The following is a 17,413-nucleotide window of genomic DNA, read 5'->3' on the forward strand; positions in this document are numbered from 1 at the left end:
CCCACTTATGGGTGCAAACCAAGGGAGGTCTTAGCCGAGGGGTTTAACAAATAATCAGAAATTCCACTATAGTAAGGTTTCCAAAACATATCTTTACTCAATTTGTGGATCTTGCCGAAAGGCTTCTTATTTCTCAAAGCTTTCCAAGCATTTTCACCCAGAAAATTACCGAAAATAAAATCGATAGCTAAAACAGGATCTAATGGCGGATGCATCAATCGTGGGCTTTCCATCAATAATAATTCACCTGTATTCAAGTGAGAGTTACTCTCTTGCAATGACTCCCTAAGTTTCTTTCCTCCAAATTGAAAATGGAACTGAGGGTGAGAAAAATGCTCATTACCTACTACATTATGGTAATCAAGGTGCCAAGCGCTTTTTACTGTATTCCCTTCTGAGTTATATGATGAAACTTCAAAGTCAATATTCAGTTCACTTATAGCATCAAATGAAACTGTAGACGTTCGAAACCCCATTTTAATTGAGACAGACAGAGTAGACTCAGTTATACCTACTGGCAAGGTATGTTTATGTGTGTTGGGAACGTCAAATACTAAACGCGCGATATTGATGTTTAGTGGATAATTTTTTTGCTTTGGGTTCCGTGCTCGTGTACGAAGTCTACTAATTGCTCGTTTTAACCCTGATACATCTCTAACACCTCGCCCAAAAAATGACTCTAGAATATCGCATAAATCTTGTAGCGAGTCTGACAATTCCAACTCATTCATAATTTTTTCTCTTTCCTTAGCTTTAGGAATCTCTCCTTGTCTCGCTGCGCTAGCTCATATCCATTCTCTTTATGCTTCTTTTCGTTTATTGCATCAAAACTTGCGTAAAAGTGATCTTGCCATTCTCGGCGCTCTGAGGACGTAACCTTGTAACTGTCTAATTCATCTATTGCTATTTTATTAATAACGCAACTATACCAAAATCGGCTTTCTACATGATTTCTAGCTGGCTTTGCCACTACGAGAGATAAGCTGAGCTTCTCATTTAGCAACTCGACTCTATCTTGCGCTTCTAAATTTGCTGGATGTTCAGGAGACACATTTTCTAACCACCAAGTCTCAAACTCAGAGGCCCACCATCGAGAGTAAAAGTCAGAGTAAACACCGTTGAATTGGAAGTGACTTAAACAATTCTTCTTTAATTTCCCCCAATCAGAACAACCAATCTCAACCCCCAACCTAGCTGCAAGTGTATGTTCATCAATAAGAAAGCCATTGAATCGGAGAATCGCATTAATAAGAAAGTTTGAAATAGTATGAGTGATGTGATGATTCTTATTAGCTAAGTGACCAAATACAGATTCCGGGATATAACCTTCTACTAACTCAGGCTTTATACCAAAAATTTTGGCTACCAGCTGTGTTGCTTTCATGTCATCATTTGCTTTGTAATCAACTAGAAACGATGAAATAGAACGATATCCAGACACAAGAGTCTTCATTTTTCTGGAACATTCATCTCGCTTATGTTCATTCACGTGATGTAGCCATTCTTTATTCCAAACTGCATCTACAAGGTTGTGAGAGGACTTTTCATTTTGGTAACTTGTTATATTTCCAGCTATTGACCACAAAATTATAGGTTTTGGCTTTAGCTTATTTTCGGCCATTCGGGTTCTTAACTCTTGGATAAGAGTTGTCCCCATATACGGTATTTTGCCAATGTTACCAGCTAGCTTCTGATCCATCAGAATCAGGTCATATTGATCAGATATACTTTCTATATCATCTTGAAAAGATGATGGCTTTATTTGTGAATAAGACAAACCTCTAAGATTCAAATTGTTTAGTAAGTTTGTTACATCTTCATCATCGACAACAGCTATTTTAAAAGTCACCTTCGATATCCTTCTCGTCTGCTTTAGGTAGGGTTACTAAGAAAGACGTTGAGTATCCTTCTTTTGGTACAATTAAATCGATTTCTCCTCCTAAGCCCTCTACAATTTCTCGAACAATGGTTAACCCAAGTCCCATTCCCAACATTTGTTGGTTTTCAGAAGCGCTATATACTTGAGTATTAGTAGTAAAGAACTCATCAAAGATTTTACTTTTATTTTCTTCCTCGACTCCACAGCCGTTATCGCTAAAGGTCATCTCAACAGTATCTTCTGTTTCTTCCAACTCTATTTGGATTTTGCCTGCTACTCCAGCTCTATAAATTGCTTTTTTTGCATTTGAGTAAAGATTAACTAAGACAGAATCAAAGTTTGCTCGATGTGCCTTATGAGAAATAAAATCAAGACCTTTCAACTCCAGGCTAATATTAACTAGCTCATCTTCATGTTTGGTATCTGCTAACGCTTCGATGAACTCATTCACAAACCTTCTTAAATCGATTAGTTCCCCCTCCTTATCTGTTAATGACTGGAAACTAGCTTCAAAAAACGATGTATAAGATCTTAAATTCTCAATAGCGGAAAAAACTTGCTCAACTTCTGAGCAAAACTCATTACTTTGAACTTTTTCTCTTAACTTTGATAAGTTATCTGAAACTTTTAAAATTGAGAATTTAACTTCATGAGTAAACTCGGCCATAGATAGCCCAAGGCCCGCGAGAATGCGATACATTTCGGTCTTATCTATTAAATATTTAGTTTGTTTAACAATATTTTCAATAAGCTCATTGGAAACAACTCTAGAGCCTTCACTACCACCCTCACTTGGTAAAGTAGCCTTCTCGTCAAATAAAGAACCATTTGACGGAGCTTTAGTGTCCTCAGATTCAGGTGTGCTCTCTAGTTGCTCTATAGACTCCGCAAGTTCTTCTAGAGCATCTTTAAGCGTAGCTCTGTCTTTCTTCACATAATCCTTTTCACCAGAAAATACTTTGCTCTGTCCCAGTGCATAACTAAAATCAACTATAGCCGATAAGATTGACGAAGATACGAACTCCCTTAATGCATTGAACGAATCGGTTTCCAGCAACCCTTCTCTAGAAGCCACCTCTTCAAAGTCTCCCTTAGTATCAGGATTAATCTCTACAACCCCAAAGAAATTCTGGTTACCTACGGGTGGCAATATCGTTCGGCTCTTGGTATGCCAATCTAGCCGAAGCCAATCGTCGAACTTCTCTCCATATGGCAGTACTCGAAAGCCATTTCGATACAACCTTACTCCCCCCGATTCTCTCAAATTCTCATACACTGTCGAGCTCAGCAGTTTCGGGATATGAGCTATACCCTTAGGGTTAAAATAGTAAGCCTTAAACTTAACGTTACTGACTTTGCTTACAGTTATTTGTTCTATAGATTGCTGATCTTTCTCCATGTATTGAGAAAGAGTTTTAGTCATGTAGTTTTTTGTACCGGAATCATACTTGAGGTAGTTACTTTTTACCCGCCAAAAACCCTGCCCTTCTTCATCTATCCAACCCTCTACTTCAGCAAGAGCATGCTTTAAGAACATATCATGAGAATCGACTACGTTAATTTCGTTTCCATCCATAACTCTTCTGATAACAGCGGAAAACCCTGGATCTTTATGTTCGCTTTCACTTGAATTTATTTTGGATACAGGAAAAGGGAGCAATAAACCAGAAGCGTAACGATAAGCTCTTTTTATTTGGCTTTCAGTCCAATTGTCTCGTAACTCACTAATAATCAATAAAGTGCCTGATTTAAATCCTCTCTGCTGAAATGGAGTATCTGTTGCTTCTAGAATTTTATTAGAAATTGCAATTAGCTCTTTTTCTGACTCAAAGTCCTTCCAATCGATCTCGACTTTCAAGCAACTTTCATCAATTTCACGCTTAGTGAAGATTGTCAGTATTAACCCCAAACGTTGAGTTGCAAAACGACCTATGCCTTTTTTACCTGCTCTTTTCCTGCCATACTTCCTCGAGTACTCCTCATTCTTTTTCAAGCTAGTCGATATCCTCATGAATCCGTCTACGAGCTCTTCTCTGCTCATACCAGACCCATTGTCTATAATTTCTAGCCAAGACCTATTTCCATCAGTGTGAAAATCGACGTCTACAGTATCCGCATCAGCATCATAAGAATTTTTTATTATTTCTGAAAGTGCCGTTTCTTTTTTTGAAACTAACTCAAGCCCGAGTCTACTTACATGATCAGCATCGACTGTGAAGCGTACACTTTCCTTATCTAATTTAGACAGCTTTGTAGAAAGAGTTAATACTTCCCCAGCATCAACATCATTTTTAGAGAGCTGTTCTATAAGCTTTTTTTTAATATCATCAGTTAAGCTATTGTCTTGCTTCATGTATTCCCTTCACCAAATTAAAATTCAATTAAAAACTTCTTATGCCTCTATATCTTTCACACCTTAACTGTTCTACGGCAACACGCAAAACAGCTAATTTTTCTTCCGAAATAAGTCCACATTTAATAAGTACATTATCTACTAGCTCTGCAACATGCTCATACTTTTCTGACTTCAAAGCAACCTCAATCGGCTTTTGCAACTCACACAAGCTCTGTACACAATCATCTGAAAAAAGCAGTACAATCCTCTTACCAGCTGTCGGCTCTAACTTCAAAACGCCTGAACTGTACGCCCTTCCTTCAACCTCCGCAGAGAATTGAGAAAACGTTGATAGCATTGAAATCGCCAATGCCAACTTTTTGTTAGCTCGCATTTTCTTATCGTGAAAAATTACTTTATGTATAGAATTAGTGCAGTTATAACGACCTTTATTTATCACAATGCGTGGGCCGCGATGAATCATATAAGACAAAAATGCATCAGGAATTACGCCATCAATCCCCCACCCTGGCGCAAACCAATTAGGTCGCTTTTTGAACGTTTTATTTCCCCCGATCTCTTCTTTAGATAATTGTGATAAATACTTAGCGACAGGGCTATCTAAATCACTCATTTGCTCTTCAGTTGGACAAACCAAAAAAGCTCTATGCCCATCTTTTTGAATTAGATTCTGCTGCCTTTTTCCATGTGCAACCCCCATTAGGGATGAAAACCGACCTACTACAGGCTTTAAACATTCCGCAGGTAAAGAATGCTCGTCGATTGTATTTTTATTCACTACGAAATAATTATTCGCACCCGTAACCATGCCAATTTTGACATCTGCATAGTATCCAAGAGGTTTGGCATGGGGAGAGCTTGTTATTTGTGAGTAGGTCAGCCTTGCTTCTTGAGAAATTACATTAAATTTATAATCTTTAATTTCTGCGGTGTTTGCCTCTTCATCGGCGCCAATACAATTTACTAGCTCAGCAAGGTTGTTCACAGAATGAATTATCAGGCCTTTAGCATCATGTGCCTCTTTGGTAAAACCATCAGCAACTAAAACAATTGATGTTTCCTCTGCTCCCTCAGCTTTAAAGAATCGCTCTGCTAGCTTAATTACCTTGATTTGCGTGAAGTGTTTTTGGTGTACTGCAAGTAATTTCACTGCATAATCGGCATGTAGCAGACTACTAGGTAAAACCCAAGCTACTCGACCACCTTCATTTAAAAACGACAAACTATGGAGTAAAAAAAATGCCCACAGACTAGCATTACGACCAATCGAATATTGCACAAAATCAGAGTTGGCCAAAACATCGTCACAAGATTTGCGTTGTTCAAGCGTCATATTATGCATCGATACGTAAGGAGGGTTTCCTAAAATGACATCAAATAGCGCCACACTAAAATCGTTAGGATTGACCCTTATGAAATCATCAAGAATGAAACGTTTTTTGGTGTTGATGACTTTCCCAAACTTACTACTGAGAATGTCAAATGCTTGACTATCGATATCTACACCAAACAGCCTGTCTTCTGGCTTTTTACAGCCAAGACCTTTCAACCTCACAATACTGCTTTCAAAGAAGCCACACCCACCAAAGCTAGGCTCTAAGATATTTTCATCAGGCCCATGAATCGCCCAATCAGCCAAGATTTGGCTAAGTTCTGGTGGAGTGTAGTAGGCACCCAATTCTTTTTTTTTGGGTAACGAATGCAGGTTCATGATTTCAAATACTCGTTAGTCACATGACATAATCTAAAAACTTATTCAAGCATTCTATAGTATAGAACGTCATTATTGAATAGTTTATAAAATGCAGGGACCTCCTTAACCTTTAATTTCATTAGGTTACAAAGGCACTTTATCGAGCAATTTCAATACCTAGGTACTATTTAGAAAACCCAGTAATTATTGAAATTTTTTCGTTACTAGAAAACATTTAGCACTCGCTCTGCCCATCTATGCACATCTACCTCACTCAACCCACCTTTGCCTTTAGATTTCTGATGCGGAACACTTTTGTGATTGCCTTCACCAACTAGCGCATCAAAGTATTTCTTTGGCCAACAGAACTGTTTGCTGAGCAACCCTCTTTCTATCTCGGCTATAAAGTCTCGTAACAGGCCTTTTGGCGCTAATGCTCGCGCTGAAATGACTTTGGTGGCTATTGAGGCTTTACCGTCTGAGGTATCCACCTCTAATAAGAAATAGCCTTCGCTTTGATATTCAATCCGTACAATAGCCATACATCTAGGCGAACCATCTACCATAAGGTGACTCTCACTGCGCCCCACTGCTGGTAGCTTACGAACAATGTGCTTATTTTGCTTAACACCATGTTCTTTTTCTAATAGCTCCAGCATTTTGAAGAAGCCATCGAATTTATTGTGACTCAAAGCGTCGTTATCAGTTTGATCATCTAACCCATCAATGGCAGCTCGAGGCTTATCACCTCGTGAGCTTGGGTCATCGGTGCTTACTTCGGGTGGTAAGGTACTGGGTTTTTCCTCGTCTTTCTTACCGCCTGAGCCATTACGAGCTTTTGTGTAGACTTTACGAGTGTGTGGTACTCTGTTGTATGTGCGCTGCGTTGCATCACAAAATATCAACGCAGACTCGTTATCTTCGCTACCGTCACTGTCTTCATCTATTTCTCTCTGTGTCGGTAACTGCGGATAGGTGCCACCTTTCCCCTTACCAGAACCTCTCTTGTTCTCAATAAAGTTTGGGTGTGCATAGCCAATGTCAGTAATATCTGGAAAGTACAAACCATCGATGGCTTCTATACGGTTAATAAACCAGGTTTTTTCATCTGGCGACTGCCAACCTCTGGCCGCAATGCTTACCCCTTCAAGTTGAGGCGGATCAAACCGGAATTTCCACTGTTGATACTTTTCTGTTATTACGCTCTCATCCAGGAGATATGCATAGATGCTCTGAAAAGAATGCTTTACATCGTCGTCGAGCAGTATCCAGGCTATCTGATGCCTGAACTCATCATTGTCGAACAAGATTTTCGGGCACAGTGATGTTGGTAAGGCATTGATCATCACATCAGGCTGAAAGTCACCTACGAGCTCAGGGTCGTAGTCAACGTCAAATTCAAAGTCGAGTGCGTTATGGATCAGAGCCGCATTTGCCAAATAGTTATTGGTAAAGAACAGTGCTCTGGCCAGTTCAAGCTGAGGAAGGTAAATTGTTTTACCCTCGGACCTGAACACAAAACAATTTTGAGATTGTTCATTGCTGTGCCTGAACTTAACTAAACCACACTCTTCAACTGTTCCCCTCTCCCAAAGATCACGTTCGGGCAATGTAATTTCGACTGAAAAGCCAGGCGGTGTTGCCGTGGAAGTTTGGTTGAGTACAACCTGGCGGCTTAAATATGGTAGCTGGCTAAACTTAAGGGATTTGCGATGGGAGTTATTAAACTGAACGCCAATGCTCCATGTCTTACGATCGTGGTACTTGAAAACGTTGCCAATCCCCTGGATCCTGGCGTTATCTGGTAGATTTTTGAATCTGCTCGTTTGCTTCATTCGTTACAACACTTCCCAATAACTCCGCCGTGATGGGGCGGATCCTATCCTTACTGAGCCGTGCTAAACGCTGAATGCGCCAACTTCTATAGTCATGGTGATGTCGAACACAATTAATACATGCCACAGCGATACGACGGCATTGGTACTCCTCTATAGTTTCACAGTATTTATTAAAAAACAATTTACACAAAGGCAACCTTTCTAATTGTTTGATCTGGGACAACGGAATATTTACATGCAAAAAGTACCAGTTTTTTGTCAACCTTGGGACTTCCAGACTAAGCTCCAACGTATTTCTCAGCCTGATAAGTCGCTTTACGTATGCCAGATCACGCTGGTACCAATCTACTTTCGGCTTACGCTTAATGCCTTGTTTCGTGTGCGCTTGATTAAACGCCATAAGCCAGAATTTATCATGTCGATACAACCATATATACAGATCTGCAAAGCCACTTTGTCTGGCTCCCTTAACTCCGTATCTGGCTACTGCATGCTGCCAATTTTGCCGTTTGGCAAGCTCAACGGTGTGAGGTGGTGCCGCAGGTTGATTGCCTGGTTCCTGGCTATAACCCATTTTTGAAACATCTGTCAGTAAACCAGCAATGTCCAGGTGCTCATCAAAAAATGCCTGCAAAACCAGCAAGTGCTGCAAGTAACTAAATGCTTTTCTGTGCTTTCTAAATAATGTCTTGAGCCAGTTTGAATCAACACCATCATCAATACTCAGCCCGAGCCAACTCAAGCCAAGAGCACTCCAGTATTTATGCACGATATGACTGACCCCTGTATGGTCAATATGTTTACCATGATTTAAACCAAGACGCGTCGCCAGCGCTCGGTAGAATGCACTCCACTGCTCTGGATAAATATCAACCTCAGGTGCATCTAACAGAACCTGTGTGTATCCCGCCAGTCTTTGAAATTTAGCAGGCAACTGCTCGGCCACAGCAGCAGGGAGCACACTCGGATTGAGAGCAGAAAACACATGCTTATGAAGAGAGTGAACATGTACAGCACTCTGCATTAAGCTTCCGTGTACTGGACAACTCACAACCCCGGGAGCCTGCCAGAGACGATGCCAGTACCACTCTTTATATTTATCGAGCTGCATTGCCAGGCAACGCGGACAGTACTTTAAATACACAGGGCTTTTTACAACCGAGGCGGCTTTCCCAAGCTGCAACTCTGCGGAGCAACCGTTACCAGAGAGCAAGTCATTTTTCACTCGCTGAGCGATTTCTGGATGAACAAAGGGGGCATACAGCGGGTATAGCGTGTATTGCTTCAACAGCTTTTCGGCCGTTAGTTTTGCATTTCCCTGGTAGTGGGAAGCAAGCAATTGCAAATGGCCCTGCAATGCCACAGCAGCAACAAACGTCTTGCTGCCAAGCAGATTGTAGAGCAGTTGTTTAGGTGAAAGCTCTAAGCTATATACACCATACCGAGCGATAACACTGTAAATCAGCTCATCGCGATACGGGATGGGTAAATCAAACACCTTACACGCTCTGTTTAAGCCACGATTCTATATCGAATATCTTTCCCTGCTGTTTGTAATACTGATAAAGCTCGCCGGATTGCTTTTTGTGTTGAGAATAACCAAACCGTAAGTCGTCACTAGGCAATGTATGCCAGTCCTTGAGCTTGATGAGTGCTGGCTTCTCTTTGGGTTCTTCCACTTCGATTGGCGTTTGCTCATACCATTCTAGAACGAGTGGAATAAGCCCTCTTACCTGAAGGTTTGGATAATCTTCAATGGCTCTTTGCACTAACGGTACCAATAACTCAGATTCACATCCCATGCCTAGCAAAAGGTTATAAAGCCGCATGGCCTCTGAGTCGCTGGCAAAAGGTAATGTGTCTGACTTAGTAGCGGCAACTTCAGAGATCTGTTTGCTCAATTCTAGCAATCGCTTATCAATCTCTTTGTATTTCAAATCTGAATATTTGGCGATACTCCTGACTTTTCCCGATTTAAGTGCTTCAATCATCGGATGAATAGGCTGTAGTTCAGACTCGTACACCTTCATAAGTAACTTTGAAGATAACCGTTCAACTCCAGTGATAATGGCACGAAGCTGCGCAAGTACAAATAACTTAACCACGATATCCAGCACACCTTGAGACAGCTCAAACCAGGTGTTGCGGATCTCTTCTGTGAGCGGCTCATCGCGATGGATCAGCCACTGATACTGCCAAAGCTTATCTGTCAACAATCGCCACTCGGTGGGCTTTGGCTTACCCGTTGTTTTATCGATTCTATTTTTATGCTGTGGCAGGGGTTCCCACACCATAGAGCCAATCCCAGTACTACGCCTTGCAGATTGCAACTCAAGTTCAAATATGGGCCTTGCTTTGGGGGTACCAACTAAAATCACCGGCACACCAATAATATTCACCAAGGCCACAAAGAACTCGAGCATTCGTTCTTGCCCTTCTTTTTGCTTACGGCCTAAACGCTGAATTTCATCAATCACTAACACGCCAATAGCATATTGATTAGCGACTTGCCCCATAAATGACAACAGCACCTCAGTACTATGGCGTTTGCGTCCATACCTTTCAGTAAGATCGGTGTGCAGATGTTTATCAACCTCCTGAAAGAAATTTAAGCATAGGCTTTTCAATGACCCATCCACTGGGCATTCGATACGCAAATAGGTGAGCTGGTAAGTGTTATATTGTTCGTGATAGATCGCTTGCGGGTAGGTGGCCAGTATTCGTAGCACACTGGAGCTTTTACCACATCCAGAGCAACCAATAAGTGATAAACAACGTGCCGTTGAGGGCGCTTCGGCAAAACGAAAGCTACTAATGTCTCCCGTCATCAGCCGCTCGTAGCCATTTTGCAAGTGTTGTTGTAACTGGCCAGTAGCGATGTTTCTGGCAACATAGCCACCACGGATCATCAGCGCTATTTTTTCTTCTAACGCCACATGCATCGAAAGCGGCTGAAAAAAGTCATCAAGCAAGCCACATAATTCATGAGCACGCTGCCTTGCATCTAAATAACCGGCTGCGGGATTGTATTTTACCTTACCCTCCAGTTTAGTTTTTAGCTCTTCTATTTTGCTCACTCTTGGCAACGCTTCGATAAACGGATTACCTTTGTAGCGCTCAATCTCAGACTCCTGATACATCGCGCGGAAAATGTTGGGTGGTAAAGTCATACGTCGTCATCCTCCCCAAACAGCTGATCTGAAAAGTCAGGAAAGTCCAAATCATCATCCGGTTCAGAGAGATAATGCACTTGAGCCGATTTGCTGGTATCAATTTCTACTGGCTTATGAGCACGCTCTTTACGTTCTTTGGCTTTTTCTTCAGCTCGATTATCACGAATATTGTGAATACGCTCAGCATCCGACAAACCAATGTGTTTTGGTGCGGCCTTTTCAGCCTGCTTAACCACATCGATCACTTGACGTTCCAGAGCACGCTTTTGCTGGTCAGCTATCAGTTTTGCATCAGCATGAGTGTGTTTTAATTCGTCACTTTGCTGCCATACATCCCAGAAGCTCGCTCCGGAAAACTGCCTTGAACGTGTGGCTAACTGGCACACAAAGTAATCGCTGCTGTTAGGACCGCAGTAAATATAGATATGATCTGCTATCGCCAGATCATATGCCACTTCCACACTCTTGGGCCGTTTAACGTCCTTCCCCCGATGCATCCAGCCCAACTTCAAAAGCTCCGCGCTGGTGTAATACAAACCAAATATACAAGCACCTGACTCGGATATGGTTGCGCGAGCTCTCGGCATCAGTGCTACACGGAGATGCTCTGCCTCAGGCTTTCTCAAACGACCAGTACGATGTTGCAGGCCCCAATTCCAGATAGCCAGCGGGTTATTTTGCAAGTTCGTTGGCATATCTGCGGCTTTATCATAGCTTTCAATTACGTGATATTGGTTGTGATAAAGTACTGACGCTAAAATAATTCTGGTGAACTCTTGAATCGTAAGCTTGGCATCCAGGCGATAATCCCGGTCTCCATGCTTTTTGGTCTTGGTGCCTGTGACCACACCTGGTGCGAACGGCTTGAATGCCTGCTGAAAAGTATTAAATGCTCTTTCGACGATGCCTTTTGCCTCGCTTCTGAATGGGGGTGTATTTTCAAGGCGAACGCCAAAACCCTTTTCCAGGCATTCAATTTGATGCCCCATTAGCTCGCCTCTGTCAGCCAACAATGCGGTGGGTAGGCCTATACAAGGCCATTGCTCTGGTGTTACATCAAAGCCAAACTCGCGGCAATAATCTGTTTTATCAGCCGCTGCCATATGAAGTGCTTGAATGGCGGCTGCATACGAAGGGTTTTCAAAGCCGACATAAAACCCCGCCACCATGCGACTGAATACATCGATTACCATGTAAATTACTGGGCGACCAACGATATTGCTTCTTTGGGAGTCAGACACCAGGTAAATATCTGCAATTGTTGCGTCAATCTCGTAGCGCATTCCCGGGCCTAAAACATCTGCAACGGCGGTACCTGTTAAAGGCCGTATGTCTTTTTGCAGTTTGATCTTTCCGGCCTGAGCCTCAATTTTTTCTACCTGGCGATATTCGCGTTTGTAAAAGTGTTCCATTTGCCTGAGTGTTGGCAGCTCCTCTTCCGGAAGATCTGGGAAATACTGCGCATATATATCTTTAAGTCTGTTGTGTGCATATCTAAATGATTTGCCTTTGTCGGTCAGTACATGGCGCTCAATAGCAATACGAAACAGTTTTTCAGTAAAATCATCAATCAGGGCACCGGTACCTTTCATATACTTACGAGGCCTGCCTAACTTTGTTGTTGTAGCCCGGCGCTTTTTGCCCTTTGCCCCTGAGTTTTTATAATCCGGTAACAATGCATTGGGGATCTGGCCTCGCTGCCAGTAGCGACGTGCAAAACGATAGATCGTCTGCTTAGTCTTGCCCGTATCGGCCATAACCTGATGAACCACTTTGCCACGCGCTTTAGGCTCGTAGAAATCTTCATGCTCTACCAAGGGCTTAATTGCCGCATAGTTCTCATCGCGTTTTACCTGTGCTGTAGAACCGGGTTCTGGTATGACAGTGATGATGTCACTATATGGGTCCGCCGCACGTTTTAGTACTTCATTCTGAAAGCCTTGCTCCAATTCAGCCAATTTAACGAACTCAGGGAAGGCCTTATCATCATGGACTTTGATCCAAATAGCGTAGTAATCAAACACCATTAGTATGCGATATAAGGTCTGTTCGTACTGCAATACTTCATTGATTTGAAACACGAAATACCTCCTGAATTTGCTCAACATTACCTAATCTGAGTTGACCCACCTGAAGCTTTTGTACTGGCGTAAAAATGTCGAAAGTAAAGTACCTGTCAGCCAGCAAAGCTCTTATTTCAAACAACGATTCCCCTAAGTCTAGTCCATAAGCGGTATCTATCTCTTTACAGGCATTTATAAGCGTTTTAGCTGGATGTTTTGCAAAGTAATCGGCATAGAATCTGGCGTGCTCAATGGCTGAGTCTTCAGCTTCTTCATGCTCGCCTTGCAATGGATAAATCCACTCAACATTCGTCTTAACCACTTTGGGGATCTCTTGCTCAGTGACTATTTGCCAGGGGATCTGCTTTTCAAGCCAAAAGCGCTTTTCGAGCTCGAGTATTTCTATTTTTCGCTGATCTTCAAATGAGCTGACGTATTTGGCCTGTAGCGCAAAGTAGGGAAGATCTCTTGAGGTTGTTTCAACAAAGAAGTCACTTGAAAGGTATTGATCAACGCCACGAACATTTGGGTGCTTGATACCCGCAGATTCCGCTAACTCAAGCGTTATCTCGCGTTCTAGAGGGAACTGCTCTTTGACTTGCAGCACATCCTCCCGCCACTCGAGCAAGTAAAACATGGACAGTTCAAGATCGGATAATAAATGATGAGTGCGTTTTGATTTATAACCAAAAACCCGATGTACACGACCGTCTGAAGGTGCATCGTAAACAGTCAACCAAGGCTTATAATCTTGATTGTCACCTGCACCGCGTCCTTCTTTAACCCACTTACGATATTGAGCCTCAGTATGGCCAATCTTCCTAGACATAATATACCGCTATAACTGATTGAAATTTCAGCATAGCGTATCAGCACTTTCCATTGCAACCTGACTGAAATAAACTACTACAGTCAGTCCAAAGTATGGTGCTGATATACATTTTTTTAATATCAAGGAACAGCTAGGAGGAACTATGAGTCTCGAAAACTCAGCTTGGGAAGTACGCCAGTCCCCACAAGAACTAAGGAAAGATGATCATCGTAGCGAATACGACAGAGATGAAGCTCGGTTAATTCACTCATCAGCATTCAGGAGGCTTCAATCAAAAACTCAAGTTCTAGGCTTAGGAGAAAGCGATTTCTATCGAACTAGGCTGACACACTCTATGGAAGTTGCACAAATTGGTAGAGGCATCGTTCAGTATTTAAGTAAGAAAAAAGTAGAAAACGCAGATAAGTTACCTCCAAGTGAATTAATTACAGCTATTTGTCTAGCACATGATATTGGGCATCCACCATTCGGACACGGCGGTGAGGTAGCTCTAAATTACTGTATGAGAGATTATGGTGGATTTGAAGGAAATGGGCAGACTTTAAGAATTCTTGGGACTTTAGATAAATATCTCAAAGGATATGGCTTAAACCCAACACGTAGAATGCTACTTGGTGTATTGAAATATCCAGCAGCATACAGTTCTTTACTTAATGACATGGCTTATGAAGCAAAGACGAAAGACACACCGAACTGGTTATTTAAAGCTGCGAAACAAAAACCACCAAAATGCTATCATGATGATGATCAAGGCATTGTAGACTTCATCCTCGAACCTTTTTCACAGGAAGATAAAGAAAAGTTTACTGCAAGCATGGAATATAAGCCAAAGAATGATGAGGATCGTCGTTCTCCAGAAACCGAGCATAAGCTTACAAAATATAAATCATTAGACTGCTCAATCATGAACCTAGCAGATAACATATCATACAGTTTGCATGACTTTGAAGATGCCTTGTCTCTGGAACTTATCCGTCAGAGTGATTGGAAGCGCTACTTTGAAGAAGAAGTAGGTGGTAGGCAAAGAAAAGAGTTATTTGCGAAAATTAGTACCATGCGACCAGATTGTGCGTATGACAAGATTACAACAGATCTATTTGAGTCAAGCTATACACGCAAAGACGCTATAGGTTCCTTAGTAAACCTAATGATTAGTAACACCCAAATAGTCGAAAATGATTCCGAGTGCTTAGAGCCTTTATTAAGATTGAACGTTGAGCTCACTGGAGATGTTGAGAAGATAAGAAAAGCAATATTTGACCTGGTTAAAGAACTTGTTATCAACAATGAAAATGTACAACAGCTTGAGTTTAAGGGTCAAAAACTAATAATTGAACTCTTTGAGGTATTGGCAACAGATCCTGAGAGATTCCTACCCAACAAGACTAAAAAAGTTTGGGAGAAAGCAGCCAAATCAGTACTTGATGGGTTATCGGAAGAAGAAAAAGAGAGGCAATCAACTAAAGACTTAGTAAAACGTAAGCAAATGAGGGTAATTTGTGACTTCGTTTCTGGAATGACAGACGAATATGCGACAAAGTACTATGAAAAGCTTTTCACCCCTAGCAAAGGTTCTATATTTGACCACCTGTAGTTTGAGACTATCCAGCTTTTAAAAGCCGGACCCATTAAGAATACATCCAGCATGAAACTTTATTGTTTGAGATGATACTTTATTGTATGGGGTGAAACTTTATTGTTCACCCACAACCTTTTTCACTCTATTCAACCTTATTACTCAACCGTTACCGATTTCGCTAGGTTACGTGGTTGGTCAACATCGGTGCCTTTGATAACGGCAACATAGTATGACAATAGCTGTAGAGGAATTGTATATACAACTGGTGCAATGATGTCTTCTACGTGGTTCACGTTCATTACACGCATTGTATCATCTGATGAGAACGCAGAGTCTTTGTCCGCGAATACATAGATGATACCGCCACGGGCGCGTACTTCTTCAACGTTTGATTTAAGCTTCTCAAGTAGTTCGTTGTTTGGTGCAACAACAATGATAGGCATATCAGCGTCAATAAGTGCCAGTGGACCGTGCTTTAATTCACCTGCTGCATAAGCTTCTGCGTGAATGTATGAGATCTCTTTCAGCTTCAATGCACCTTCCATCGCGATCGGGTATTGAGAGCCACGACCGAGGAATAATGAATGGTGCTTGTCTGCAAACTCTTCAGCCAACGCTTCAATGCCATCAGCCATGCTGAGTGCTTCTTCCAGCTTGTTTGGTAGCGTTTTGATTGCATTAACAATTACACTCTGATCACGGCCTTTTTCTTGCGCGATAGAAGCGGTTAGCATTAATAAACCAACAAGTTGCGTAGTAAAAGCTTTGGTTGAAGCAACACCGATTTCAGCACCTGCTTTGGTCATAAATGCCAAGTCAGACTCGCGTACCAGCGAAGAGCCAGGTACGTTACAGATGGTCATTGAAGCCATATAACCTTGCTCTTTCGCAAGGCGCAGTGCTGCAAGCGTATCCGCCGTTTCACCTGATTGTGAAATCGTGACTAATAGGCTATTTTCGTGCACAAACGACTCACGATAGCGGAACTCTGATGCAATTTCCACATTACAGCTTACACCCGCAAACTGCTCTAGCCAGTAGCGTGCTACCATGCCCGAATGATACGAAGTACCACATGCAATGATTTGCACGTGCTTTACATCTTTAAAGATTTGATTGGCGCTGTCACCAAAGGCATCAATTGCTACTTTGTCGTTTTCAAGACGCCCTTCAAGGGTGTTACGTACAGCCAGTGGTTGCTCGTAAATCTCTTTTAGCATGTAGTGGCGGTATTCACCTTTACCAGAAGCATCTTGCGTGATGTTTGACTCAACGACTTCACGCTCAACAGGGTTACCGTCAACGTCAAAGATCTCAACCGTATCACGTGTAATACGTGCAACGTCGCCCTCTTCCAAGAAGATAAAGCTACGCGTTACAGGTAAAAGTGCCAACTGATCAGAAGCAATAAAGTTCTCGCCTAGGCCTAAACCAATAACCAAAGGGCTACCAGAGCGCGCGACGATGATCTCGTTGTCGTTTTCTTTGTCAAAAACAACCGTACCGTAAGCACCTTCTAACTGTTTCGTCGCAGCTTGAACTGCTTCTAACAATGTTTTGTGTTGTTGGCGTAGTTGATGAATTAAGTGCACCATCACTTCTGTATCTGTATCCGATAAGAACGTGTAGCCATCGTCACGAAGTGCAACACGCAATGCTTCGTGGTTTTCAATGATGCCATTGTGCACAAGTGCGATTTGCTCATTTGATAAATGTGGGTGAGCATTCGCTTCGGTTACACCACCATGAGTTGCCCAGCGTGTGTGTGCAATACCAGTTGTGCCTTTTACGTTTGCGCTATCCAATGCGCTTTCAAGGTTAGCCACTTTACCGACCGCTTTAACGGTATTCAAAGTGCCAGCGTCGCTTAACGCAACGCCTGCTGAATCATATCCACGGTATTCTAAACGTTTTAAACCTTCAATTAAGATTCGGTTAACTGGGCGCTCTGCCACAGCTCCTACGATTCCACACATAATCTCTCCATTTTTTGCACGTTT

General features: G+C 42.1%; 11 protein-coding genes. 1 reads left to right on the forward strand and 10 read right to left on the reverse strand.

Annotation, left to right across the window (positions count from 1 at the left end; all coding sequences use genetic code 11):
• Positions 1-5: 5 nt before the first annotated feature.
• The 9 genes from N475_RS08365 to N475_RS08405 all read right to left on the reverse strand — a co-directional run bounded on the left by N475_RS08365 (position 6) and on the right by N475_RS08405 (position 13,831).
• Positions 6-731, reverse strand: coding sequence for a hypothetical protein (locus tag N475_RS08365; protein ID WP_063365037.1), 726 nt, complete (start codon positions 729-731; stop codon positions 6-8).
• Complete coding sequence (locus N475_RS08370) at positions 728-1,849, reverse strand: hypothetical protein (RefSeq protein ID WP_063365038.1); 1,122 nt, start codon at positions 1,847-1,849, stop codon at positions 728-730. Before N475_RS08370 ends, N475_RS08365 begins: the two co-directional genes overlap by 4 nt.
• Positions 1,839-4,232, reverse strand: coding sequence for a sensor histidine kinase (locus N475_RS08375; protein ID WP_063365039.1), 2,394 nt, complete (start codon positions 4,230-4,232; stop codon positions 1,839-1,841). The genes N475_RS08370 and N475_RS08375 overlap by 11 nt, the downstream gene beginning before the upstream one ends.
• A gap of 28 nt (positions 4,233-4,260) precedes the next feature.
• Positions 4,261-5,946 (reverse strand): N-6 DNA methylase, encoded by a 1,686-nt coding sequence (locus tag N475_RS08380; protein WP_063365040.1) that lies wholly within the window; start codon positions 5,944-5,946, stop codon positions 4,261-4,263.
• A 206-nt stretch (positions 5,947-6,152) separates the two neighbouring features.
• On the reverse strand, positions 6,153-7,763 hold the full coding sequence (locus N475_RS08385) for a Tn7-like element transposition protein TnsE (RefSeq protein ID WP_063365041.1): 1,611 nt from the start codon (positions 7,761-7,763) through the stop codon (positions 6,153-6,155).
• The gene (locus tag N475_RS08390) at positions 7,726-9,264 is read right to left on the reverse strand and encodes a TnsD family Tn7-like transposition protein (protein WP_063365042.1); all 1,539 of its coding nucleotides are present in this window, start codon (positions 9,262-9,264) and stop codon (positions 7,726-7,728) included. The genes N475_RS08385 and N475_RS08390 overlap by 38 nt, the downstream gene beginning before the upstream one ends.
• 1 nt (position 9,265) lies before the next feature.
• Positions 9,266-10,936 (reverse strand): AAA family ATPase, encoded by a 1,671-nt coding sequence (locus N475_RS08395; RefSeq protein WP_063365043.1) that lies wholly within the window; start codon positions 10,934-10,936, stop codon positions 9,266-9,268.
• Entirely contained in the window at positions 10,933-13,020 is a 2,088-nt protein-coding gene (locus N475_RS08400) for a Mu transposase C-terminal domain-containing protein (RefSeq protein WP_063365044.1), read from the reverse strand. Before N475_RS08400 ends, N475_RS08395 begins: the two co-directional genes overlap by 4 nt.
• Positions 13,004-13,831 carry a heteromeric transposase endonuclease subunit TnsA gene (locus N475_RS08405; protein WP_063365045.1) on the reverse strand — a complete coding sequence of 276 codons (828 nt, stop codon included), beginning with the start codon at positions 13,829-13,831 and terminating at the stop codon, positions 13,004-13,006. Before N475_RS08405 ends, N475_RS08400 begins: the two co-directional genes overlap by 17 nt.
• A 145-nt stretch (positions 13,832-13,976) precedes the next feature.
• On the opposite strand from N475_RS08405, the gene N475_RS08410 reads away from it, so the two are divergent.
• Complete coding sequence (locus N475_RS08410; RefSeq protein ID WP_063365046.1) at positions 13,977-15,428, forward strand: anti-phage deoxyguanosine triphosphatase; 1,452 nt, start codon at positions 13,977-13,979, stop codon at positions 15,426-15,428.
• Between the two features lie 140 nt (positions 15,429-15,568).
• Here N475_RS08410 and glmS read toward each other — a convergent pair whose 3' ends face one another.
• Complete coding sequence (gene glmS, locus N475_RS08415) at positions 15,569-17,389, reverse strand: glutamine--fructose-6-phosphate transaminase (isomerizing) (protein WP_063355909.1); 1,821 nt, start codon at positions 17,387-17,389, stop codon at positions 15,569-15,571.
• Positions 17,390-17,413 lie beyond the last annotated feature (24 nt).

This window comes from Pseudoalteromonas luteoviolacea DSM 6061, from assembly GCF_001625655.1.
Taxonomy (GTDB): Bacteria; Pseudomonadota; Gammaproteobacteria; order Enterobacterales; family Alteromonadaceae; genus Pseudoalteromonas; species Pseudoalteromonas luteoviolacea.